Source organism: Tenacibaculum sp. AWR4_210 (assembly GCF_056160945.1).
The window spans coordinates 1-23,221 of sequence record NZ_JBSWYF010000005.1; the positions used below are offsets into that span (position 1 = coordinate 1).

Consider the following 23,221-nt stretch of genomic DNA (forward strand, 5'->3'; position numbering starts at 1 on the left):
TAAAACTCGAATCCAAGTACTCCTAAAACGCAATTGCATAGATCAGGAACAGCTACATCAAATTAAACAGCGCCACCAAAAAAGGAGAGAAGTCTCTTTCCTTAACTATGGATATCTCGTGAGACCATTCCTCAATTGAAAACACCTATCACAGTAATCCAATACAAAAGCGTTCCACGAGAAACATCCAAATTAGTCTGCTAAAAAGTATAGCTGAATATAACGTATACAAAACCTCAAAAGAGGGCTTCTTGGCATTCCTAAAATTCAAATCCAAGTACTCCTAAAAATACAATGGCGTTCATCAGGAACAGCTACATTAAATTAAACTATACACTCGGAAAAGGAGAGAAGCCTCTTTCCTTAACTATCGATATCTCGTGAAAACAATCCTCAATTGAAAACACCTGTCATGGTATTCCAGTACGACAGCGCTCCACGAGAAACATCCAAACAAGACTGCTAAAAAGTACGATCCATCAGAAGGGCTACGAATTCTAAAAGAAGTTTATCAGACATTTCAAAACTTCCAAACGAGCCTTTCAGAAATTGAGTCATTTTTAAAACGATAAATCAATTTGACTAGTAGTATCACAAAAGGGAAGTGTTCCTCTTTTCATTTGGCTATTTCATAGCTACTCATCCAACCATTAATAGCTACTCAGAACAGTAAGTACTAAAAAAACGAACCTACACGACCAAACCTGGGCAATAAAAAAACTAAAAAACATTGCTTCCGATCACCATCCTAAAACAGATATACAGACTCCGAATCGGAAATACAACTTCATTAGGAGAACCCGCGTATTATTCAAAAAACAGCATCACTAAAGAAATGCTAAAACAATTTGCGGATTATTGTTCCACGAGGAACATCATAACCTAGCTCAAAAAGAAATTTCCAAGAACAACTAGTCCGACAGTAGGAGGTATGCATAAAGAGATCAATACACCATTTTCAGGAACCGCATCCTATAATGCCTATTACTATATATTTAAATCCCAGCATTGCTTCCCTTCCTTTCCTAAACCATTAAATCATAAAAAGGAGGTCCAAGAAGAAACGTCGAATTTCGAACATTAGTTTAGCTAAAAATATTGGTAAGGTTCCTCGTGGAACCACCAAATTCAAAAAGAGTACTGATCAAACAAAGAATCACAAATAGAAATTCAACAGCTTAAAATAGTCAAGTAGAAAACCTACCCAAAAAAGTAGGGTAGTAGTGCCTCATAAAAACAAAAGCTTTTACTTGTAAAAATACATTTGCTAAACACATTTGCTAATTATGTTCCCCGTGGAACAAGTAATGGTTTCATAAAAATCTCTATAACTAAACCGAAAAAATAACTACTCGATACTTATGCGAAAAAAGCACCTAGAAATCAACCCGATAAAATAGGAGGGGAGTTTTACATCGAACATTAACTAACTCTCAAAACAACAGAGAAAAACTATTACCAAAGAAAAAATGCTCAAACCATTGGCATGGAATGTTCCTCGTGGAACACCTGTTCTTAAAATTCGAAATACCAATTCGAAAAAAACAACCTACTTGACATCCAATTTTTGTCGAAAATCTAGTTATGCTAAGATATTTAGCTCTTATGTTCCACGAGGAACATCAGTAATTCATAAAAATTAAGAAAAACAAAACCAACACAACACAGGGTAAAAAAAAGCAATGTTCCACGGGGAACATCAATACTACCCTAAACTATTGATATGATAGTAGTAACCAGAAAAATTAAAATTTCAGTGGACAACGCCCTTAGTTACTATTTAAAAGAGAAGCACAATATTTGAACAGCCACTTGCAAAATCAATTAGCAATGCAGCTATCAAAAGTCATCTGCAGAAAAAAAATAGAAATCTCTAGTAGGCATAAAATATATCTGCTGGCCGTTAATCTTACTAATCAAAATTTCGTAATATTGTACTAGTAAATTCCTCTTTCAATAGGAAATAAAACCATCATCCTTGGATACTACAAAAAAATATAGTACTGGTGCTGTGCCCTACATAACCTGCATAGATCATACCGTCTCAAACGAATCGTATCAACTAGTATATAACAGCGAATACGACATGCTCGTAACTACACCAGTACCTCAAAACTTGGCTTCATATTATGAAAGCGAAGCTTATATCTCACATACCGATCGTTCTAAAGGTCTGTTTGAAACCACCTATCAAGTGGTAAAAAAATACGCACTCAAAAAAAAACTCAGTCTTATAAATCAGCAAACAGCTGGTCCTAAAAAGATACTAGATATTGGTGCAGGTACCGGCGATTTCTTAAAGGTCTGTAAAGATAACGGTTGGGATGTTACCGGAGTTGAACCTTCAACTGTAGCTCAACAATACGCACAAGAAAAAGGACTGCAACTTCATACGGAACTAGCTGAAGTAGTACAACAAGAATTTGAAGTGATCACCATGTGGCATGTATTAGAACACGTACGTGATTTAGATAGCTATATAGAACAACTTAAAAAATTACTTAGCCCCACAGGCACCTTAGTTATTGCTGTTCCGAACTTTAAAAGTTACGATGCCCAGCATTACAAATCCTTTTGGGCAGCTTTCGATGTTCCCAGACATCTTTGGCATTTTTCTAAAGAAAGTATTAAAAGACTGTTTAAGCCTTATGGCTTCCAGCTACAAGAAACGAAGCCCATGAAATTTGATGCCTATTACGTGAGCTTATTAAGTGAGAAATATAAAACGGGAAGTATGCGACCTATTCGTGCCATGATGCAAGGATTTAAATCGAATTGGCAAGCAAAAAAGACACAGGAATACTCATCGTTGATTTATCTGCTAAAAAAAGTATAAAAACCAACATAAAGCCATTTTAAAGCACTTTTAGCAAGACAAGCTTATTGGTAGATTCAAAACAAAATAAAACCTCTTAAAATTGATTTTTTAAGAGGTTTTTTAATAAGTATATCTTATACTATTTTTAGTATTGATAAGTTTTAATGATTTAAAATATACATACCTAAAACGGTAATAATAAAATATACCGCCAAGGTCATTGCTCCTGCATAATCTTTAGCCAAGCGTTGTCCTATTAATAAAAATATCAACGTCAAAGCCGACAATTGAACTCCGAGCAAGGCCAATGATTTTGCTCCCGTGGTCATAATGTTAAATGCACCAACGAACATGAAGGCCCCTGCGAGTAATTCAATTACCAAAATGATCGCTAACAACAGCGGGACCATATTTCGCAACGGCGAGTTTTTGAAATGACCTTTGATAAACTCTAAATTACCTTTCCAGTCAGAAACCTTGTCGATACCAGATTGTAAAAACGTGACTATTAAAAACAACAATATTAAAAGTGCAGTTGCATTATTTTGAATAAGTTCCATATAATTGATTTTTAGCAAATATAAGAGTTCTTAAAAAAAATGTAACATTTATTAAATTCTGCGTCTAATAGCTGTAAGATTTATCGATCTTAGTAAAAAAAAATTCAATCACTTTAAATACTTTTTATTATGCCAATTCCATACATCGTAGTCACGGTACTCGGAGTGCTCGTCCTATTATCGTCATTTTTCATTATTAAACAGCAAACTGCAGGCGTTATCGAACGTTTTGGACGATTCAGAAGCATACGCCATTCTGGACTTCAATTCAAAATTCCATTAGTAGATAGAATCGCTGGAAAGCTGAGCTTAAAAATTCAACAATTAGATGTTATTGTAGAAACAAAAACCTTGGATGACGTATTTGTGAAGCTCAAAGTTTCTGTGCAGTATAAAGTAATCAAAGAAAAGGTATACGAGGCCTTTTATAAGCTAGATTATCCTCACGATCAAATTACTTCATACGTATTTGACGTAGTACGTGCAGAAGTACCTAAAATGCGCTTAGACGATGTATTTGTAAAGAAAGACGATATTGCCATTGCGGTAAAGTCAGAATTGAATGACGCTATGATGGAATACGGATACGATATCATCAAAACCTTAGTTACAGACATCGATCCAGATGCACAGGTGAAAGAAGCGATGAACCGTATCAACGCCTCTGAACGTGAAAAAGTAGCTGCTCAATACGAGGGAGACGCTCAGCGTATCCTTATCGTAGAGAAAGCGAAAGCAGAAGCAGAAAGCAAACGTTTACAAGGTCAAGGTATTGCTGATCAACGTAGAGAAATTGCACGTGGTTTAGAAGAATCAGTAGAAGTTCTTAATAAAGTAGGAATCAACAGCCAAGAGGCATCAGCACTTATTGTTGTTACCCAGCACTACGATACCTTACAAGCCATTGGAGCGGACACCAATAGTAACCTCATACTACTTCCGAATTCACCTCAGGCCGGAAGTGATATGTTAAACAATATGGTGGCGAGTTTTACCGCCAGTAACCAAATTGGAGAAGCCATGAAAGAAGCCAAAAACAAGAAAAAAGGAAACGATAACTAATCGAAAGCGCTGAGGTCATAGCCTCAGCGTTTTTATTTTAAAACTAGAAAAATGAAAGTAACCACTACCCCGACCTTCCAAGGTCAAGACATTCAAAGCTATCACGGTATTGTTACCGGAGAAACTATTATAGGTGCCAATATTTTTAAAGATTTCTTTGCGGGAATCAGAGATATCGTCGGTGGACGCTCTGGATCCTATGAAAAGGTCCTCAGAGAGGCGAAAGACATCGCCTTAAAGGAAATGCAGCAACGCGCACGAGAAATTGGCGCAAATGCCATTGTAGGCGTAGATTTAGACTATGAAACCGTCGGACCTAATGGCGGTATGCTCATGGTGACTGCTTCAGGAACAGCAGTTACTGTATAAACCAAAAAAAACGAATCCCTAAGGATTCGTTTCTTTATTTTTTCTCTTCTATCTTATCGTCTTCTTCAGATTTGGTAGCATCCTTGAATTCTCGGATACCCGTACCCAATCCTTTCATTAATTCTGGAATTTTTCGACCTCCAAAAAGTAACAATACTAAGGCTACAACTATGGCAATTTGCCAAGGTCCCATTATTCCTAAAAATATAGTAAGTGCCGTCATTTTTAATCTAATTTATTGACAAAGATACAAAATTAACTTCTGTGTTCAATTACTCCACCAATTACTTTTTTATCTTTTAAAACTTCAGGCTTTCCCTTGTAGAAGATTGAACCGCCAAAAGATACCTTAGCGTCTAAGGTTTCTCCAGACTGAACTTCTGCCTTGGCTCCTGACCCAGCACGAACGATATTCATGGCTGAGACATTCACGTTATAGCCGTGGTAATTTGCTCCTAAATCAACGTGTACCGTTTGATTTTTGGCCTCACCCGTAAGTTTCACTACTGCACCCGAGGTACTTTTCACCTTAAGGTGCTTTACTTTCACCACCATGTTGATAAAAGCGCCTTCTTGCGCTTTAATTTCAACCATATTCTGACGTAGGTCAGCTGAAGTAATTAGAGCGCCTTCATTGGCATCAATAACCGCTATATCATTTTTGTAATACAAGGTTATTTTGGCCTTACCCTCCGCACTTGTTTCCGGGAACGTCAATACGATCTTTAAGCGATCATTGTCCGCTTTAAAACGAACCTTTGCTGACTTCTCACCAGTAATCACGGCATAGGTTTTATCAGACTTGACTAATTTTACATCAATTCCGTTATATACTTTCAAGGTTTTAAAACTTCCTAAATCCTTGGTTATCTTGTTCTGAGCTAGTGTTAAAAAACTAACAAACAACAAACTAACTGCCAATACATTTTTCATTTTTCTGTTATTTAGTGTTTCATAATGACATGAAACTCCCTTTAAAAGGGCAAATATCATACCATTACTATAAAGACAAATATTGCAATTTATTGTTACACTTGCACAAATTAATGTGAAATCAATTCGAAATCCAGGTGTTTTCGTTCTAAATCAGTGTGCTTAACTTTTACCACTACTTCATCACCGAGTTGAATTCTCGCCTGGGTTGCCTGTCCAACCACCGCAAACTCCTTCTCTTCAAAAATGTAATAATCGTCTTTCAAATCTTTGATACGCACCATTCCCTCACATTTATTGCTTGAAATTTCAACGTAGATTCCCCATTCTGTAACTCCAGAAACCACTCCTTCAAACTCTTGATCCTTGTGATCTTCCATGTATTTTACTTGCATGTACTTAATAGAATCACGTTCCGCTTTTGAAGCGAGCTCTTCCATTTTCGAAGAATGTTTACAGCGTTCTTCGAAAACCTCCGATTTCGGGCTCTTTCCGCCATCCAAATAATGTTGCAGTAACCTGTGGGTCATAACATCCGGATAACGTCTTATAGGCGATGTAAAATGCGAATAGTAATCAAATGCTAAACCGTAATGACCGATGTTTTGCGTAGTATAGGCAGCCTTACTCATAGAGCGAATGGCTAAAGTTTCCACCATATTGGCCTCTCCCTTCCCATGAACGTCTTTCAACAACTTGTTTAAACTTTCAGAAGTTTTCTCTTTAGTTTCTGTGTTGATTTTATATCCAAATTTGTTCACAATATTCTGAAGCGCTGCCAATTTTTCAACATCAGGTTCGTCGTGTACCCTGTAAACGAATGTTTTATTGGTAGCTCTACCCTTTGCAAAACCGATAAATTCAGCCACTTTTCTATTGGCCAAGAGCATAAATTCTTCAATCAACTTATTGGCGTCTTTAGCCTCTTTGAAAAATACACCTGTCGGGTTTGCATCAGCGTCTAAATGAAATTTTACTTCCACTTTATCAAAAGATATCGCCCCGTCTTTCATACGTTTTTTACGCAAAATTTTCGCTAAGCGATCCATGGTTAAAACTGCATCCACTATAGGTTGCTCCACTTCGTAAGCAGCCCCCGTTAAAGACACCTCTTCCGGCACTGTATTTCCGCCTGACTCAATAATAGCCTGGGCTTCTTCATAGGCAAATCGCTTGTCCGAATAGGTCACCGTTCGTCCGAACCAAGTACCTACTATTTCAGCCTTAGTATTCATTTCAAACACGGCCGAAAAAGTCAGTTTTTCTTCATTTGGTCGCAGTGAACACACGCCATTTGAAAGCATTTCAGGTAACATCGGTACTACTCTATCTACCAAATACACAGAAGTCGCTCTATTGTATGCTTCCACATCCAAAGGCGTATCTTCTTGTACGTAATGAGAAACATCAGCGATGTGGATTCCTATCTCGTAATTCCCATTTTCTAACACGGTAAACGAGAGTGCATCATCAAAATCTTTGGCATCTCGAGGATCGATGGTAAACGTTAAATCACCACGCATATCTCGTCGTTTCCCTACTTCCTCTTCGGTAATTTCTATTGGAAGTTTACGAGCTTCGTTTTCGATGTCCGTCGGAAACTCGTGCGGTAAACCATATTCCAATAAGATCGAATGAATTTCCGTATCGTGTTCACCCGGCTTTCCGAGCACCGTATCAATTTTACCAAAAGGATTTTTCGAATTCTCAGGCCAATCTGTAATTTTGGCCAATACTTTATCGCCGTGTTCGGCTCCGTTAATCTTACTTTTTGGAATAAAAATATCGGCGTACATTTTAGGACTATCTGGCAACACAAAACCAAAAGTTTTATTCAGTTGTAATACACCAACAAACTCCTGTTTAGCACGTTCGATAATCTCTACAACATCTGCCTCTACCTTGTTACTTCTGCGTTTTTTGTATACATAGGCACGAACGAGATCGTCGTGTAACCCCTTACCTAGATTCACAGAAGGTACAAAAATATCCTCCTCAAAATCATCAGACATAAAATATGCGTTCCCATTAGAGGTAACGTCTAACTTACCTATATGATACTTGCGATCCTCATTTATTTTATACTTACCACGCTCTACTTCAATAATTTTTTTACTGGCTGTTAAAGACACCAATTTTTGCAAAATTTGTGTTTTACCGTCCGTATCATTGATCCGTAATTTAGCGGCAATTTGTTTATAGTTGTAGGTTTTATTACTATCCTCGTTAAGTATTTTGAATATTTTTCGGGTCAAATCTTTGATTACTTTTCCCTTTTTTTTGTAGATTTTTTTCTTTCTAGTCATTAATCTTTCGTCTTATAAAATTTTTAGCAAAGTACAAATAAAATTAGGTAAACAGCTATTAAATAAGTGTTATCAATACAATTTTGTACATTACCATACACTTTTGATCACAGTTCTTATGAATAATACTTGGTTTCTCATTATCAATCCGAATGCCGGAAATGGAAAATTTGTACAACATTTTGAAAAAATAAAACTTCTTCTTAAAGAGTTTAATATAAAATACTTATACCAATTTACAGAGGAACCTAAGCAGGAATATCAGTTAGTTCAAAGAGCTATTGCTGAAGGACATAGGAACTTTATGGTCGTTGGCGGCGACGGTACACTTCATCATATTGTCAATGGCATTATGGAACAGCACTACTGTCCTTCCACTCAAATAACCTTGAGTGTCTTACCTCAGGGAACCGGAAATGACTGGGTAAAAACACATAATATTCCACATGAATATCGCGAAGTTTTGGAACTGATGAATACCGGTAGTCGCATACAGCAAGACATTGGTCTTATTGAATTGGAAACTACCAAAGCATACTTTGCCAATGTTGCCGGAATTGGCTATGATGCCTATGTTGTCAAAAAGCTAAAGAAACTAAAACGTTTAGGTCCTATAGCCTATCTAATCAGCGGTTTATGGGGGCTCCTTTTTTACAAAAAAACCCGTATCACAGTCCAGTCAGAAAATCAACATCACGATTTCAAAACCCTGATGACTCTCTTTGGCATATGCCGATATTCTGCTGGCGGCATGCAGCTTACTGCGTACAGTTCATTCGACAATGGATTACTCGATATCAGTCATGTACAATCTTTTAGCGTTTTGGAACTTCTGCTTCATTTACCGCAACTCTACTCCGGACGCATCGTTAAACATCGTAAAGTTCGATCGTTTAAGACTACCAAAATTAAACTCACTCCTAGCGTTCCTGAACAAACCTATCTCCAGGCAGACGGTGAACTCATAGGTAAAGGTCCAGCAGTTGTATCCTTAATCCCAAAGGCTATCAACTTCATTAGCAAGGCCTAATTTGCCAAAAAAAGTTAAAAATATCTTAAAAAAACTGTAACATGTCTTAAAATATATCGTCTTTACTGTATAAAACTCGACGTTATGAAAGACTTACGCAAAATAATTGGGCTCTTTTTAGCTATATTTATCATTGGCATCATCGTTGCCATTGTTAGCATCAACAGTACGTTGAACACTACTAGCACTCCAAAAAATCAAAAAGCGCAAGATTCAATTACTCATATCAAAAAATCGATATAAATATCTCTATATCAACAACTTACACTTATAGTTATTTCTATTGGAATACCCCATCGATACATTCGCTTCTGCACAACGGCTCTTGTCGTAATTTACTTCAAAACTTTCGAAATACGCCACTCTCCGAAAGTACAAAATTACCAACTAACAAAATTCTATTAACCGATATTACTTGTCGAGCCTGCAAAGGTAGATAAGATTTATCAAAATCCAACTACGCATCGAATTTAATTCGAAAAAATTTCAGTATCACTTCGGTACAAACGACTATTCCCACAAGAACATTAAGAAAATCAAAAATACGCTACTCTCCAAAAGCGAGTCCCCCAAAAAAAACGCTTTTTAAGCAATTTTAACGGCATAAGTTCAATTTTAGGAGAAAATGAAATTTAGAAAAAAATATGAGCTGTAATCTTAAATTTTGAAAAAATAAAGTAAAAAAATATAAGAATCTATAAATCAGCAACTTAAAAAAAAGAAGCGACAAAAAATAAATTTTTAGACAAGTCTAAAACTCGAAAGGAGATTCCTACTTCTGGAGAAAGCGCTATTTGCAGGATATATCAGGAATTTATCAAATATAGCATTCTCCAGAAGCGGCTATAATGAATTTGCAAAGTTACGAAAAATAAAACTCCCCTACTCAAAAATCCAAAATTTCTAAAAATACAAGCACTACAACGATTTTGCAAATTTTAGCAGCATCGCGGAAAAATTTTTATGAAAATAAAATTTTAGAAAATCTTACTTCTGGAGAATAACGAATTTCAACAAAACCTATCAACATGGGTAAAATAGCGCATTGTACAAAAGCAACGAATTTAACAACTATTAAAATAGTTGCTATTTCGCGAATTTTCAAATTCTAACAACGATCAGCAGTTCTCCAGAATAATACATTCAAAAAAATTAGCTTATTAACAAATTTTACGCAATTCTCAAGAAACTGTGAATAAACGACCAACTTCTCGACTCTTGCACAGCACGAAATTTCAAAATTCTAACTTATCCACAAGAAATAGTCGATTATCCAGGAGTAGGTGCAGCAATTTGCTTAAAAAACACTTTTGGACAAGCGCATATCAAAAACAAGACGGAGTTATTAACAAAATAAGCGAGTATGCAGGAGTTCCCGCAAAAAAAATCGCAACGGAAAAAAATTTGTACAATATGACTTCTGCAGAATAGCGTATTTAAACAAAATAGCCTTGAAATCGATTTTAAAGAAGTGTCCAGAAGTAAAAACTGAAATTAACAGTTATCAACAGCTAATATCATTATTAAAAAAAATTTTAAAATTTAAAATCCCTTATATATATAATAATAGCGTGTGAATATGTAGTGTAACTTCTGCTCAAATTATTTGCAAATGTGACTTATTAAAAACAATAAACATTTTATTAGCTACCCAAATTGCATGATATCAACGAATAAAATAAGTTATTAACAAAACTCTTAAACTGCTATTCACTAATGAGCATGAATTTCTAATTCGTCCAATACTGTAAATAAATTGTAAATAATTTGTTGATAAATGTTCATTAAAAAATCAAAAAAAAAGTTGTGTAATTGATTTTCGTTCTTGTATTGTAAAATTTCCGTACATGGACAAAAATTTTTTTCAAAACATGCTAGTACTTCTTAACATTTTGATAATACTTGCTAATATACTTAGAACCATAGGCTTAGGGTAAATATCAAAAAAACGGGTGTTAATTACTGTTGATAACCGTTAATAACTGTATTTTTGTGTACTACAACACAATAAAAATCAATAAATTATGACAATTGCAATAGGCAATGACCACGCAGGTACATCGTATAAATTTGAGATCGTTAAGTTATTAGAAGAAATGGGACATACCGTTGTTAATTACGGTACTGATAATGAGGATAGTATGGATTATCCAGACGCTATTCATCCTACGGCAAAAATGGTTTCCGAGGGAAAAGCTTCCATGGGAATTATTTTATGTGGTAGTGGAAATGGTGCACAAATGACCGCCAATAAGCATCAAAATGTTAGAGCTGCTTTGTGCTGGAATAACGAATTAGTGGCCCTTACACGTCAACATAACGATGCTAATGTGCTAACAATTCCAGCAAGATTTGTTTCCTTACAACAAGCTCTTGGATTTGTTAAGATCTTTTTATCGACAGCATTTGAAGGAGGTCGCCATGCCAATAGAGTCGAAAAAATACCAGTTACGTGTTAATGAATTTAGAAGTAAAAAGTTTTAAAAATCTAACAACCAGTGAATTGTATGCGATACTACAGTTGCGTTCTGAAGTTTTCGTGGTAGAACAAAATTGTGTGTACCAGGACATGGATGGCAAAGATCAAGAAGCCCTACATATTATAGGTAGAAAAGCAGGAAAAATTATCGCTTATACGCGCTTATTTGACGCTGGGGCCTATTTTGAAAATCCGAGTATAGGAAGGGTTATTGTGGCCAAAAGTGAGCGTAAATACGGTTATGGTCACGAGTTAATGGCGTATTCGATTAAAGCCGCTCAGGAACACTATGACAAACAAGGTATTACGATTGCCGCACAAACCTATCTTATCAAGTTTTACGAACAACACGGTTTTGCTATCAGTGGTGATGAATTTTTAGAAGATGGGATACCACATATCCCAATGACAAGAAATTAAAAATGGCGCTACAAGCGCCATTTTTTAGGATATATTTTTGTGATAATCAATGAGGTTATCAATGGGTTTTCTAATTATTTCCGCGATGACAAGTCCCTTATCATCAGCTACTTCTTTGAGAATGTTACTGAAATAAAAGGCAATAGAACCAATAAAATAAATCGGAACTGACGGGGCTTTTTTGTAATTTAGAATGTGGAAGTTGAAAAACTTTTTAAAGCCATTTTTCACCAATTTTTTGATATAGGCGTTTTCTTGATGATCAAACATAAATTTGGCAAAACTAGCTAAGTATCTGTTGGGGTTGTCAGCTTTGTACAAATTGTGTTTAATAACATCCGGGGTCAAATCAAATTCTGCAGCAAAGGCACGTCGAATATCTTCGGGCATTTTTTTGTAAAAATAATCACGTACCAATCGTTTACCGTAATAATTTCCACTGGCTTCGTCCATAATGGTATAGCCCAAAGGAGGAGCGATACTGTAAATGTCCTTTCCATCTGAATAGCAACTATTTGCACCGGTTCCTAATATACATACGATGGCCTCTTTGTTTTTTGCAGAAGCGTACACTGCGGCCAACATATCTTCTTCAACCATAACTTCTTTAGCCTGATTGAAATAAGCACTCAAAATATTGTGAAGTGCCATTTTAGGTTTTTCTGTACCACAGCCAGCACCGTAAAAATAGACTTGGTCTATACTTTCTTTATGCGTTTGTAAGGCCTCTGTATTGGCGATTCGGTGATGTAACTCTTCATCGGATACTACATTGGGATTTAGACCCAGCGTTTGGGCTCTGAATACCTCATTTTTATTTTTATCAATGGCAACCCAATCTACCTTGGTTGAACCTCCATCTGCAATTAAAATCATCGTGTATTTTTTTTCAAATATATAAATATGTTTAAAACTAACCGAGTAATCTATAATTGTAGCTGAATTTGATTAGGGCTTTCTCATTATTTTTTGGCGCTATGTAGGTAATAGGTTTTCACTGGGTAATCGAAGGCATTAATTTTAATGGTATCGAGTGGTATAAGCTGTTGAAATTGGGCAGTGATATTCGTAGTAATCGGACTGCGGTCATCACTCAGTATGAGTACTTCTCCTTTTGGTAAAGGGCGTTCTTTAATCCAATAGTCAAATTGATCAAATCGTTCGGAAATTGAGTATACTGATGGTTCTTTCAGTGCAAAAGCTAGTAGTGAGGCATTTCTGTAGGAAGAACCTATTACAGGAATGGAAGAGTGCTTACGGTGTCGTTGAATTTGTTTGGCAATTTGAGGCCATCCGTAATGGTATACGCTATCACGGTCACTGCCTCCAAAAATGGAGGTTAGTGGAACTACACCAAAATGAAAAAGCATGCCAATAACTATTGCACAGGAATAAAGTATATGAATCCAGGTCATTTTTCGTTGGATGAGCTGTTCAATTCCGAGTGGAGCAATAAAAAACAGCCCGAGTATGTTCCAATAATACAGTACATTTGAAAAGAGTGCTAACACGAAAAAACTTGTGGTTGATGTTAAAAAGATGGCCCAAGCTAGTTGAGTATACACAGTTTTGAAGCTGTTTTTTGTTGGGGCTTTTTGAGGCTGTCGATAAAGAAAAACCAGTCCCATCCAAATTATCGGGGAGAGCATGAATAGGCTTCCGATGAGAAAACCAACGTAATTTCCGTTCATATAACTACCCTCTTTTAGAGGTTGTAAGGTTCTTTGTTGGATATTAAAGGCAAAAGAGCCGAATTTGTTTTGTGCATTCCACAAGAAAATAGGGAAGGTTAGGAGTAGCGGTATAAGGATCGCTATATAGCCGCGAAGTTCTTTGAAAAGAGATCTAAATTTAGGCCTACTGAGCAGGAGTATGAGGTAGGCAAGTCCTACAAATACCGCGTTGTATTTAGAAAGCATGGCCAGACCTAGAAAAAAACTACTCGCGTACAAATGTGCGGTATTTCCTTTTTTATCCAACTGGACATCATTCAGAAAAATGCTTAAAAAGTACAGGCTTATACTACTGTTGACAAGCAAGGCGTAGTCGTTCCAGGCAAATGTGGTAAACAAAAAGAACAGCGGACTCCATAAGAGGGACACTAGAATAAGCGCTGGTTGCTGCAGTTTCATTTTTCGAAAGAGTTTCCAAAAGAGTAAAATCAGAAAAACATTTGCCAAGAGCACCGGCAAACGAAGGATGAATAGAGAAGTACCGAAGTGTGAAAAAAGCGCTTGTATCCAGGCCTGGAAACCGGGGTGATCGTGGTAAGACCAATCGGGAAATTGCCCCCATAGCCAATAATATGCTTCATCAGGATTTGGGTATACCGCTACCCAATAATACGTTTTTGCTAAAAGTAATACGCAAGCTGTACCGAAGAGTATTTGTCGATTTTTAAGTGCAGATGACACGGGCTATTTTTAATTTCAAATGTAAGTTACTCAGAAATTTACTAGGTTATGAAAAGGTAATTTTTTAGTGTAAAAAACTTCAAATGAACCGCGTTTTCCTAAGGAGTTTTTTTATAACTTAGCAACTCTTATTTTTATAATCATATAGCAGATTTTATGGCAGCAGATAAAGAAAAAGAAGCGAAATTAAAAGCGCTTCAACTTACACTAGATAAACTAGATAAAACCTACGGTAAAGGAACGGTAATGAAGCTCGGAGACAGTCAGGTTGAAGATGTTGATGCTATTTCATCAGGTTCTCTAGGATTGGATTTGGCCTTGGGAGTAGGAGGGTATCCAAGAGGAAGGATTATTGAAATTTACGGACCAGAATCATCAGGTAAAACTACCTTGACTATACACGCAATTGCAGAGGCTCAAAAAGCCGGCGGTATTGCTGCTTTTATTGATGCAGAGCACGCTTTTGATCGTTTTTACGCGGAAAGTTTAGGAGTAGATGTAGACAACTTAATCATTTCGCAACCCGATCACGGAGAACAGGCCTTGGAAATTGCCGATAATTTAATTCGCTCTGGAGCTATTGATATCGTGGTAGTTGACTCGGTAGCGGCGTTGACTCCGAAATCGGAAATCGAAGGAGAAATGGGAGATTCTAAAATGGGATTACACGCTCGTTTGATGTCTCAGGCCTTACGTAAATTAACAGCGACGATCAGTAAAACGAATTGTACGGTATTTTTCATCAACCAGTTACGTGAAAAAATTGGTGTAATGTTCGGAAACCCTGAAACGACTACAGGAGGTAACGCTCTTAAATTCTACGCTTCGGTTCGTTTAGATATCAGAAGGAGAACGCAAATTAAAGACGGTGATCGTGTAGTTGGTAACAGTACCAAAGTGAAAATCGTTAAAAATAAAGTAGCACCACCTTTCCAAACTGCAGAATTTGATATTATGTACGGAGAAGGAGTTTCTAAAGTCGGAGAAATTTTAGATATTGGGGTCGACTACGGAATCATCAAAAAAAGTGGTTCGTGGTTTAGCTACGGTGATACGAAATTAGGACAGGGTAGAGATGCCGTAAAAGGTATTATTAAAGATAACCCTGAATTGATGGAAGAGCTAGAAAACAAGATTAAAGAAGCTATTGAAAATCAAGAATAAAAGCAATATTTAAATTAGAAGTTCCAACTATTACTATGAAAAGCTGTTGAATACCTATTCAACAGCTTTTTTTTTGTATTTTATCTTGTCAATTTAGGACAAAAGTAAACTGCAATCATCCTCATAACTTTGTAACGTGGAAACAATTGAATATTACAAACAGAAGTTGCAACCGGTGGTTTCCTACATCAGAACGGAATACGCTAATAAGATTTCGGTGGCAGAGTTAGAGGCCTTGGCTCCGTATTCATACAGAAATTTACAACGCGTATTTAAAGCCCTATTTGGTGAAACAATAGGTGCTTTTGTTAGCAGATTAAAGGTCGAAAACGGTGCGAAGAAATTACTGTATTCATCTGAAGGAATTAAAGAAATAGCCCTCACTGTTGGTTATGCTGACGTGGCTAGTTTCAGCAAAGCTTTTAAAAAGTACTACGGAATTTCACCTGCCCGCTATCGAAGTAAAAAAGAAGCAATATTTCTAAGTAACCATAAGAAACAAAAAGCCATGCCTTTTTTTGAGGATACGATTGTTGTTGAACCTGCAAAGACGGTATTTTATACGAGTTTTAGAAGTGATTATTACCACGTAGATCTCGATGAGAAATGGAAGGATTTCATCGCAGAAGCGGAAGAATTACAGTTGCCAGTAAACAGCCTAGAAACACTAGGGATCATATGGGATGAGCCGCTAATTTCTGAGTATATTAGCTATCAGTACGACGCTTGTATTGACATTACGGATTTGCCAGTGTCCAAAGAGAAGTTTCGGATCAAAGAATTACCAGCACAGCGCTATGCCGTGTTTATGCATTCAGGGTCCTACCAACGCATAGATGATACCTACGATAAAATATTTAGTCGTTGGATGTTGACCAGTGATTGGGAAGTGTCAGAACAGCCCTTTGTGGAAAAGTATTTAAAACACGAGGGAAATACTTCGAACATTCACGAATACCAAACAGCAATTTACATTCCTTTAAAAGGCTGATGAAAATCGGTCATAAACAATGAATAAGATGAAATTATTAATACTCCTGTGCAGTATCGTATGTGCAACTAAAGCTTGCAGCCCAAAAGAAACCGCTACTACCGCTAGTCAGCAAAGTACACAGGTACTGTATTACAATGCAAAAGTTTATACGGTAAACAGTGCTATGCCCTGGGCAGAAGCACTGTTGATTGAAGGGAATAGTATCGCCTATGTCGGAACGGAAAAAGAGGCCCGAAAACGGGTAAAGCCAGGTGCCAAATTCGTAAATTTAAAAGGGAAGCTAGTATTACCTGGACTTCACGATGTTCACATGCATCCGATGGAGGTAGGATCGGGAACAACGGATTTTGAATTGTCAGAGACAGAAGTAAATGCAGAAAACTTTTTACAAATCGTGCGGTCAGCAGCTCAAAAGAAACCCCGAAAAAAGTGGATAATTGGTTTTGGACACGCCTTGGGAACGCTTTTGGAAGCTCACCGAAACCCCATTGAAATTTTAGATGAGGCCGTACCCAATCGTCCGGTGGTAATCATGGAACAAACTTCGCATTCTATGTGGGTAAATTCCGAAGCACTGCGCATGGCAGGGATCCACTTAAACACACCGAATCCACAAGGAGGAATCATAGTGAAAGAAGGAGGTAAATTTACTGGAATTCTCATTGATAACGCCGGTGATTTGGTATATCAAAAGGCATTAGAAGACCTTCGCAATCCCGCTGATGAATACGATGGAATGGTAACTTATGTACTTCCTGAACTGGCGAAACACGGCATTACTTCGGTTTGTGATGCACGTACTTATTGGAAGCGAGGTCAACACATGGTTTGGAGAAACTTGGCTGCTGACGGTAAGCTTACAGCCCGATTTAACTTAGGTTTATGGGCGTATCCGACCGCTGAAGATACCGAACAATTGAAGGCGTTGAAAGAGCTCTTTGACGATCGCAGTTATGAGTTTTTAAAAATAAATCAAATAAAATTGTACGTCGACGGTATTACCCACAACACCACCGCAGCCTTGCACACTAATTACCTCGAAGACTATTTTAAATTACCTACCAACAACGGATTGAATTATTTTACGCAAGACCGACTGGAACACTACATAAAAAATTTGGAGTCCGCAGGCTTTGATTTTCACATTCACGCGATTGGGAATCGAGGTATTCACGAAGCTTTAAATGCCGTTGAAAAAGGAGCCACATCGAAAGGAAGGCATCGAATAACACATGTAGAAATGGTAGATAAACGCGATTTACCGCGTTTTAAGCAACTCAATATAACCGCAGATGCTCAGGTAGCCGGTGATTTTACACAACCGCAACACTGGCATGAAAATGCCTACTTGGTTGGTACTAACTTGGCTAAAAACTTAGTTCCTATAAAGAGTTTGTACGAAGCAGGAGCTCGCGTAACGCTCAGCAGCGATTGGAATGTAAGTTCGATGAATCCGTTTATAGGCTTGCACAACGCAGTCACGAGAAGTCCTCAAAACATTTCGTTGGAATCAGCGGTTAAAGCCTATACCTTGCATGCGGCCTATGTGATGCGTCAGGAAAATAAGTTAGGGAGTTTGGAAAAAGGGAAGTTGGCCGACTTTATAGTCTTAGATCGCAATATTTTTGAGGTGGCTGCCTCAACAATTAAACAGACCAAAGTAATCTTGACGGTTTTTAACGGAAATGAAATTTATAAAAGATAACATCTAATGATACCCTTGACCCCAGAAATAGCCCTGTGTGCAATAGAGGAGCAGGACGGAGAAGCGCTGCGAGCACTCATGCGTCGAATTTATCCACCGGCCTACGCACACTATTGGGAAGATGCCGGTCGTAGTTATTTGGACAGCCAATACAATCAGCAACAATTTTTAAAAGATTGTAAACAGGAAAACGCCGGCTATTATTTTTTGTGTCAAGGATCGGAAAAAGTAGGAATTTTTCGTTGGGTAGGAGGGCTTCCATTGGGGGCTATGGAGGGAGCGTTCCTAAAAATCCATCGTTTGTATTTGGCTCCAGAAATTCAGGGGCAAGGAATTGGAAAATTACTAATGCGCTGGGCAGAACAGCTCGCTCGAGAGCAAAAGTATTCCGTACTGTGGTTAGATGTCATGAACAAACAACCCCAAGCATTTGAATTTTACAAGAGCTTGGGGTATCAGTATTATACTCATTGTGAATTGAATTTTGAAAAGTTGCACAAAGACTACCGAACGATGAGCCAATTGTACAAGAGAATTACTTAAACTCCCGTACTTCCAAAACCTCCTTCACCGCGCGCTGTTTCGTCAAGTGTTGTCACTTCTTCCCAAGTAATACGCTCGTGTTTTGCAATGACCATTTGTGCAATGCGCTCTCCATCGTTAATAACGAAAGGTTCGTTGGATAGGTTGACTAAGATTACCCCCACTTCACCGCGGTAGTCAGCATCAACAGTTCCAGGTGCATTTAAAACGGTGATTCCTTTTTTAGCAGCTAGGCCACTTCTCGGACGTACTTGCGCTTCGTAACCCACAGGTAATGCCATGTAAATTCCTGTTTTTACAATGGTTCGTTCCAAAGGGTTTAGCGTAATCGCTTCGTCTATATTGGCTCTTAAATCCATTCCAGCAGAACCGATGGTTTCATAAGATGGAATTTCGTGTTTAGAGCGGTTTATAATGGGTACGTTCATGGTTAAATGTATTTTGTGCCAAATATAATAACCTTAACTTTTAGATAGAACTTTAGAGATTTATTAATTTCGCAGTTCATAATTTGAATTACTAAATGAAAGATATTCGAAATATAGCCGTTATTGGAGGGGGCAGTTGGGCAACCGCTATTGTAAAAATGTTATCTGAAAATTTAGATACCATCGGTTGGTATATGCGCAGTGTGTATGCCATTGAACACATAAAAAGAAACAAACACAATCCGAGTTATTTGAGTTCGGCAGAATTGCATCCAGAACAATTAGACTTGTCGGATGATATCAATGCCATCGTCGAGAAGTACGATGTATTAATTTTTGCTATTCCCTCTGCATTTTTAAGTGCAGAATTGGAAAAACTCACCATTCCACTACACGATAAAATTGTGTTTTCGGCCATCAAAGGAATTATCCCAGAATCTGGGTTGATCGTAGGAGAACACTTCCACAAACACCACGATGTGGCCTTTGAAAATATAGGAGTTATTACAGGACCTTGTCACGCTGAAGAGGTGGCTATGGAACGCTTGTCATACCTAACTTTGGCATGTCAGGACGAAAAGAAAGCAAAAGAGTTGAGCAAAAGCATAGCCGGAAGGTATATACGTACCAAAATTTCCGATGATATTATCGGAACGGAATACGCAGCAATGCTCAAAAATATTTACGCTATTGCGGCGGGTATTGCTCATGGTTTAGGCTATGGTGATAACTTCCAATCCGTATTGATGAGTAATGCGATTCGCGAAATGAAGCGCTTTATTAAAAAAGTGCACAAAATGAAACGAAACATCAATAACTCAGCGTATTTAGGCGATTTATTGGTTACTGGTTACTCCGTGTTTAGTAGAAACAGAATGTTCGGAAACATGATCGGTAAAGGATATACTGTGAAATCTGCTATGTTTGAAATGAGTATGGTTGCTGAAGGGTATTACGCTACAAAAAGTGCCTATGTTATCAAATCAGAGAACGGAGCAAAAACACCTATCATCGACGCTGTCTACAACGTCTTGTACGATAAGAAAGAAGCGAAAGATGAGTTTAAAAAGTTAACAAATAGATTAGATTAGTTGTTTGCATCTATACAAATAATCCTTCTTTAGCATAAAGAAGTCCTCATCAATCGCTTCTAATCTCGTGTGTGTTGTGTAGGTTTTGTATTAAATACTAACGACAAATTTAGGCTAAAATTCTGATTAACAAATTTTTTCGCTCCCTAATATCAAAAGAATTAAAATTAATGTTTTTTTAACAATTGATATTTTTTTTATACTTTTAGTTTAAAATTTAACAATAAATGAAAACTATCCAAGAAGCTGTAGAGATTACGATTAGGAAAACTCCCTTTATCGAAGAGGCATTGAATGAAAAACTCATCAATGTATCCTCATTAGCGCGGGAAATTTTACCAGAGGTTTCTAAGTTACTAAAAAAAGAGGTAAAAGTAGGAGCAGTGATGATGGCAATTAACAGGTTGTCACCAGTAAATGAGCTCAGAATTCGGAAGAATATCAAGAAATTAGCCTTGGATTTAGGAGATGTAATTGTACGTTCAGATCTCTGTGATTTTACGTTTAAAAATACCTCTTCTTTACTAAAGGAAATTGCGAAGATCTTGAGTAAATCAGCGGATAGTAACGATTACTTTTTAACGGTATCACAGGGAATTTTCGAAACGAATATTGTAACGAGTAAAAACTTACAGCCTTTTGTAGAGGAAATTTTTAAAAGTGAGATACTGATCAATAACGTCAATGACTTGGCGTCGATTACCATCAAATTACCTAAGGAAAACCTAGAACAATCAGGGGTGTATTATTTTATACTCAAGCAGTTTGCCTGGGCAAATATCGCTGTTCAAGAAGTCATTTCCACAACACATGAAATGACAATAGTTGTAAAAGAGCAGGATGTCAATGAAACTTTTGCCATTTTAATGGATTTAAAATTGAATTAGAAACCTATGGAAAAGAACGATGCGTACGCGTCTTTGCGAATCAAAGAGTTTAATATATTTCTATTAATTCGCTTTTTATTGGTCTTTGCATGGTCCATGCAGTTTGTCATTATTGAATGGGAAATTTACGCGATGACCAACAGTAAATTGAGCTTAGGTATTATTGGAGCGTGTGAATTTTTACCCGCTTTTTTAATGGCTCCTTTTGCGGGGCATATTGTAGACCAACGAGAAAAAAGAAATTTGTTTGCGCTCATTATCGCATTGTTTTCCATGATAAGTTTTGGATTGTTTTTCTTTACCAGTCCCGAGTTTATGGGAAGCTGGAATAAGGATGCTTTTGTATACGCCATGTATTCCTGTCCTGATTTTTTTGGTACGATCACCAGTGATGTTTTAGGAAATACGGCGAGCTTAACTCCGAAATTCATCGGAGCTTGGACTCAGGACACCGTATTGTATTGTGTGTATGCTTTTGTTTTTTTCGGTGGATTATTGCGCTCCTTTTTCGGTCCAACCATCTTTTCTTTAATCGCATTAATCGTACCTAAAAAGTTGTATCCCAATGCCGCTACCTGGAGCAGTACTACCTGGCAAGTAGCCACAGTATTAGGGCCTGCATTTGCCGGATTAACCATCGCGTTGTTCGGAGTTGCACCTTCATTAAACATCGTATTTGGATTGGTAGTGTTGTCTTTTTTGTTCGTGTTTTTTATCAAAAAGAAACCGATAATGAATCACAAAAAAGGAGAACCTTTTTGGGACAGTCTCAAGGAAGGGGTGACGTTTGTTTTTAAAACTAAGGTGATTCTCGGTGCCATTACTTTGGATATGATTTCGGTGTTGTTTGGTGGAGCCATAGCACTCTTACCCGTATTTGCTAGAGATATTTTACACGTCGGGCCTTCGGGCTTTGGCATATTGAGAGCTGCGCCCGCCGTAGGAGCTTTTATTACCATGTTTGTATCCGCACATATTCCGCTGAGTAAAGATGCCGGGAAAAAGCTGTTAATGGCGATTTTCGGTTTTGGACTGAGTATCATTCTATTTGGAGTTTCCACGTCTTTTTACCTGTCTATTGTTGCGCTGTTCTTGAGCGGTGTTACCGATGGCGTATCGATGGTAATTCGTCAAACGATATTGCAGTTGAAGACTCCCGACCACATGAGGGGGAGAGTGGCTTCTGTAAATTCGATGTTTGTAGGATCGTCAAATGAACTCGGTGCTTTTGAGAGTGGATTGACAGCAAAGTTAATGGGAACAGTGACAGCGGTCGTGTTTGGTGGGTGTATGACCTTATTGACCGTAGGACTTACGGCCTTAAAAAATCCGACGCTGAGAAATCTCGATTTAACCAAAGATATCGAAGAGCACGAACGAGAAGAAAGTACAGAAACTTCCTAGGATACCTTCGTAAATAAATCCCATAAAACAACGCCACAGCTCACAGAAATATTTAACGAGTGTTTGGTACCGTGCTGCGGAATTTCTATGCAATTGTCAGAAAGTGATACGACTTCTTGCTGAACGCCTTTTACTTCGTTTCCAAAAACTACTGCGTAGTGTTGGTTGGGTTCTGGTTGAAACGCATTAAGCATAGTACTGTTTTCTGCTTGTTCTATGCTGAGCACGCGAATGCCTTTTGCCTGCAATTCTTTGACTAGGCTTACCGTATCTTCAGCGTATTCCCAGTTAACAGACTCGGTAGCGCCGAGGGCCGTTTTGTGAATTTCTTTGTTGGGAGGCGTCGCTGTAATCCCGCAGAGATAGATTTTATCGATGAGAAAAGCATCAGAAGTTCTAAACACCGACCCCACGTTATTTAAACTTCTAATATTGTCTAAAATCACCGTGATCGGTGTTTTACTAGATTGCTTAAATTCTTCGACGCTGATACGTCCTAGTTCGTTGTTTTTCAATTTTCTCATATACCAAATCATTTAGCGTTAAAAAGCTGCATTTTAATGAAAACTAGCTTTCTTGAACAGCCTTACTATGTCACTTTTTTCTATCTTCGC

Annotated in this window: 22 protein-coding genes; 14 read left to right on the forward strand and 8 right to left on the reverse strand. The window is 37.5% G+C overall.

Going from position 1 to position 23,221, the window contains the following annotated elements:
- Window positions 1–1,978: 1,978 nt before the first annotated feature.
- Window positions 1,979–2,836, forward strand: a complete 858-nt coding sequence (locus ACXAG7_RS09910) for a class I SAM-dependent methyltransferase (RefSeq protein ID WP_476666722.1) — start codon at window positions 1,979–1,981, stop codon at window positions 2,834–2,836.
- Window positions 2,837–2,979: 143 nt separating this feature from the next.
- Here ACXAG7_RS09910 and ACXAG7_RS09915 read toward each other — a convergent pair whose 3' ends face one another.
- Window positions 2,980–3,378: a DoxX family protein gene (locus ACXAG7_RS09915; protein ID WP_408041770.1), complete on the reverse strand. Its 399-nt coding sequence runs from the start codon at window positions 3,376–3,378 to the stop codon at window positions 2,980–2,982.
- Between the two features lie 129 nt (window positions 3,379–3,507).
- On the opposite strand from ACXAG7_RS09915, the gene ACXAG7_RS09920 reads away from it, so the two are divergent.
- Both ACXAG7_RS09920 and ACXAG7_RS09925 read left to right on the forward strand, forming a co-directional pair.
- Entirely contained in the window at window positions 3,508–4,440 is a 933-nt protein-coding gene (locus ACXAG7_RS09920; RefSeq protein ID WP_408041769.1) for an SPFH domain-containing protein, read from the forward strand.
- Window positions 4,441–4,491: 51 nt separating this feature from the next.
- Window positions 4,492–4,809 carry a heavy metal-binding domain-containing protein gene (locus ACXAG7_RS09925; RefSeq protein ID WP_408041768.1) on the forward strand — a complete coding sequence of 106 codons (318 nt, stop codon included), beginning with the start codon at window positions 4,492–4,494 and terminating at the stop codon, window positions 4,807–4,809.
- Between the two features lie 34 nt (window positions 4,810–4,843).
- On the opposite strand, the gene tatA is transcribed toward ACXAG7_RS09925, so the two are convergent.
- The 3 genes from tatA to rnr form a co-directional block, all read right to left on the reverse strand.
- On the reverse strand, window positions 4,844–5,032 hold the full coding sequence (gene tatA / locus ACXAG7_RS09930; protein ID WP_408041767.1) for a twin-arginine translocase TatA/TatE family subunit: 189 nt from the start codon (window positions 5,030–5,032) through the stop codon (window positions 4,844–4,846).
- A gap of 32 nt (window positions 5,033–5,064) precedes the next feature.
- Complete coding sequence (locus ACXAG7_RS09935; protein WP_408041766.1) at window positions 5,065–5,742, reverse strand: GIN domain-containing protein; 678 nt, start codon at window positions 5,740–5,742, stop codon at window positions 5,065–5,067.
- A gap of 110 nt (window positions 5,743–5,852) precedes the next feature.
- Window positions 5,853–8,048, reverse strand: a complete 2,196-nt coding sequence (rnr, locus tag ACXAG7_RS09940; protein WP_476666723.1) for a ribonuclease R — start codon at window positions 8,046–8,048, stop codon at window positions 5,853–5,855.
- A 118-nt stretch (window positions 8,049–8,166) separates the two neighbouring features.
- Between rnr and ACXAG7_RS09945 the strand changes: the two genes are divergently transcribed.
- The 4 genes from ACXAG7_RS09945 to ACXAG7_RS09960 all read left to right on the forward strand — a co-directional run bounded on the left by ACXAG7_RS09945 (window position 8,167) and on the right by ACXAG7_RS09960 (window position 11,977).
- On the forward strand, window positions 8,167–9,078 hold the full coding sequence (locus tag ACXAG7_RS09945; protein WP_476666724.1) for a diacylglycerol/lipid kinase family protein: 912 nt from the start codon (window positions 8,167–8,169) through the stop codon (window positions 9,076–9,078).
- An 84-nt stretch (window positions 9,079–9,162) separates the two neighbouring features.
- Complete coding sequence (locus ACXAG7_RS09950; protein ID WP_408045692.1) at window positions 9,163–9,321, forward strand: hypothetical protein; 159 nt, start codon at window positions 9,163–9,165, stop codon at window positions 9,319–9,321.
- Window positions 9,322–11,102: 1,781 nt separating this feature from the next.
- Window positions 11,103–11,537 carry a ribose 5-phosphate isomerase B gene (gene rpiB, locus ACXAG7_RS09955; protein WP_408045691.1) on the forward strand — a complete coding sequence of 145 codons (435 nt, stop codon included), beginning with the start codon at window positions 11,103–11,105 and terminating at the stop codon, window positions 11,535–11,537.
- Window positions 11,537–11,977 carry a GNAT family N-acetyltransferase gene (locus ACXAG7_RS09960; RefSeq protein WP_408045690.1) on the forward strand — a complete coding sequence of 147 codons (441 nt, stop codon included), beginning with the start codon at window positions 11,537–11,539 and terminating at the stop codon, window positions 11,975–11,977. The genes rpiB and ACXAG7_RS09960 overlap by 1 nt, the downstream gene beginning before the upstream one ends.
- A gap of 24 nt (window positions 11,978–12,001) precedes the next feature.
- On the opposite strand, the gene ACXAG7_RS09965 is transcribed toward ACXAG7_RS09960, so the two are convergent.
- Window positions 12,002–12,853: an N-acetylglucosamine kinase gene (locus tag ACXAG7_RS09965; protein ID WP_476666725.1), complete on the reverse strand. Its 852-nt coding sequence runs from the start codon at window positions 12,851–12,853 to the stop codon at window positions 12,002–12,004.
- Window positions 12,854–12,939: 86 nt separating this feature from the next.
- Complete coding sequence (locus tag ACXAG7_RS09970; protein ID WP_476666726.1) at window positions 12,940–14,391, reverse strand: ArnT family glycosyltransferase; 1,452 nt, start codon at window positions 14,389–14,391, stop codon at window positions 12,940–12,942.
- Between the two features lie 156 nt (window positions 14,392–14,547).
- On the opposite strand from ACXAG7_RS09970, the gene recA reads away from it, so the two are divergent.
- The 4 genes from recA to ACXAG7_RS09990 all read left to right on the forward strand — a co-directional run bounded on the left by recA (window position 14,548) and on the right by ACXAG7_RS09990 (window position 18,797).
- Window positions 14,548–15,555, forward strand: a complete 1,008-nt coding sequence (recA, locus tag ACXAG7_RS09975) for a recombinase RecA (protein WP_408045687.1) — start codon at window positions 14,548–14,550, stop codon at window positions 15,553–15,555.
- Between the two features lie 136 nt (window positions 15,556–15,691).
- A complete protein-coding gene (locus ACXAG7_RS09980; protein WP_476666727.1) occupies window positions 15,692–16,546 on the forward strand; it encodes an AraC family transcriptional regulator in 855 nt (284 codons plus the stop codon).
- A 28-nt stretch (window positions 16,547–16,574) separates the two neighbouring features.
- Complete coding sequence (locus ACXAG7_RS09985; protein WP_476666728.1) at window positions 16,575–18,254, forward strand: amidohydrolase; 1,680 nt, start codon at window positions 16,575–16,577, stop codon at window positions 18,252–18,254.
- A 6-nt stretch (window positions 18,255–18,260) separates the two neighbouring features.
- Window positions 18,261–18,797, forward strand: coding sequence for a GNAT family N-acetyltransferase (locus ACXAG7_RS09990; protein WP_476666729.1), 537 nt, complete (start codon window positions 18,261–18,263; stop codon window positions 18,795–18,797).
- Here the strand turns inward: ACXAG7_RS09990 and dut are convergent.
- Window positions 18,794–19,225 (reverse strand): dUTP diphosphatase, encoded by a 432-nt coding sequence (gene dut, locus ACXAG7_RS09995; RefSeq protein ID WP_408045683.1) that lies wholly within the window; start codon window positions 19,223–19,225, stop codon window positions 18,794–18,796. The two genes, ACXAG7_RS09990 and dut, sit on opposite strands and share 4 nt — an antisense overlap.
- 95 nt (window positions 19,226–19,320) lie before the next feature.
- Between dut and ACXAG7_RS10000 the strand changes: the two genes are divergently transcribed.
- The 3 genes from ACXAG7_RS10000 to ACXAG7_RS10010 all read left to right on the forward strand — a co-directional run bounded on the left by ACXAG7_RS10000 (window position 19,321) and on the right by ACXAG7_RS10010 (window position 22,607).
- Window positions 19,321–20,316, forward strand: a complete 996-nt coding sequence (locus ACXAG7_RS10000; protein WP_476666730.1) for an NAD(P)H-dependent glycerol-3-phosphate dehydrogenase — start codon at window positions 19,321–19,323, stop codon at window positions 20,314–20,316.
- A 227-nt stretch (window positions 20,317–20,543) separates the two neighbouring features.
- The gene (locus ACXAG7_RS10005; RefSeq protein WP_408045681.1) at window positions 20,544–21,203 is read left to right on the forward strand and encodes a hypothetical protein; all 660 of its coding nucleotides are present in this window, start codon (window positions 20,544–20,546) and stop codon (window positions 21,201–21,203) included.
- 6 nt (window positions 21,204–21,209) lie between these two features.
- Window positions 21,210–22,607 carry an MFS transporter gene (locus tag ACXAG7_RS10010; protein WP_476666731.1) on the forward strand — a complete coding sequence of 466 codons (1,398 nt, stop codon included), beginning with the start codon at window positions 21,210–21,212 and terminating at the stop codon, window positions 22,605–22,607.
- Here the strand turns inward: ACXAG7_RS10010 and ACXAG7_RS10015 are convergent.
- The gene (locus tag ACXAG7_RS10015; RefSeq protein ID WP_408045679.1) at window positions 22,604–23,131 is read right to left on the reverse strand and encodes an RNA methyltransferase; all 528 of its coding nucleotides are present in this window, start codon (window positions 23,129–23,131) and stop codon (window positions 22,604–22,606) included. The genes ACXAG7_RS10010 and ACXAG7_RS10015 overlap by 4 nt on opposite strands.
- Window positions 23,132–23,221: the final 90 nt, after the last annotated feature.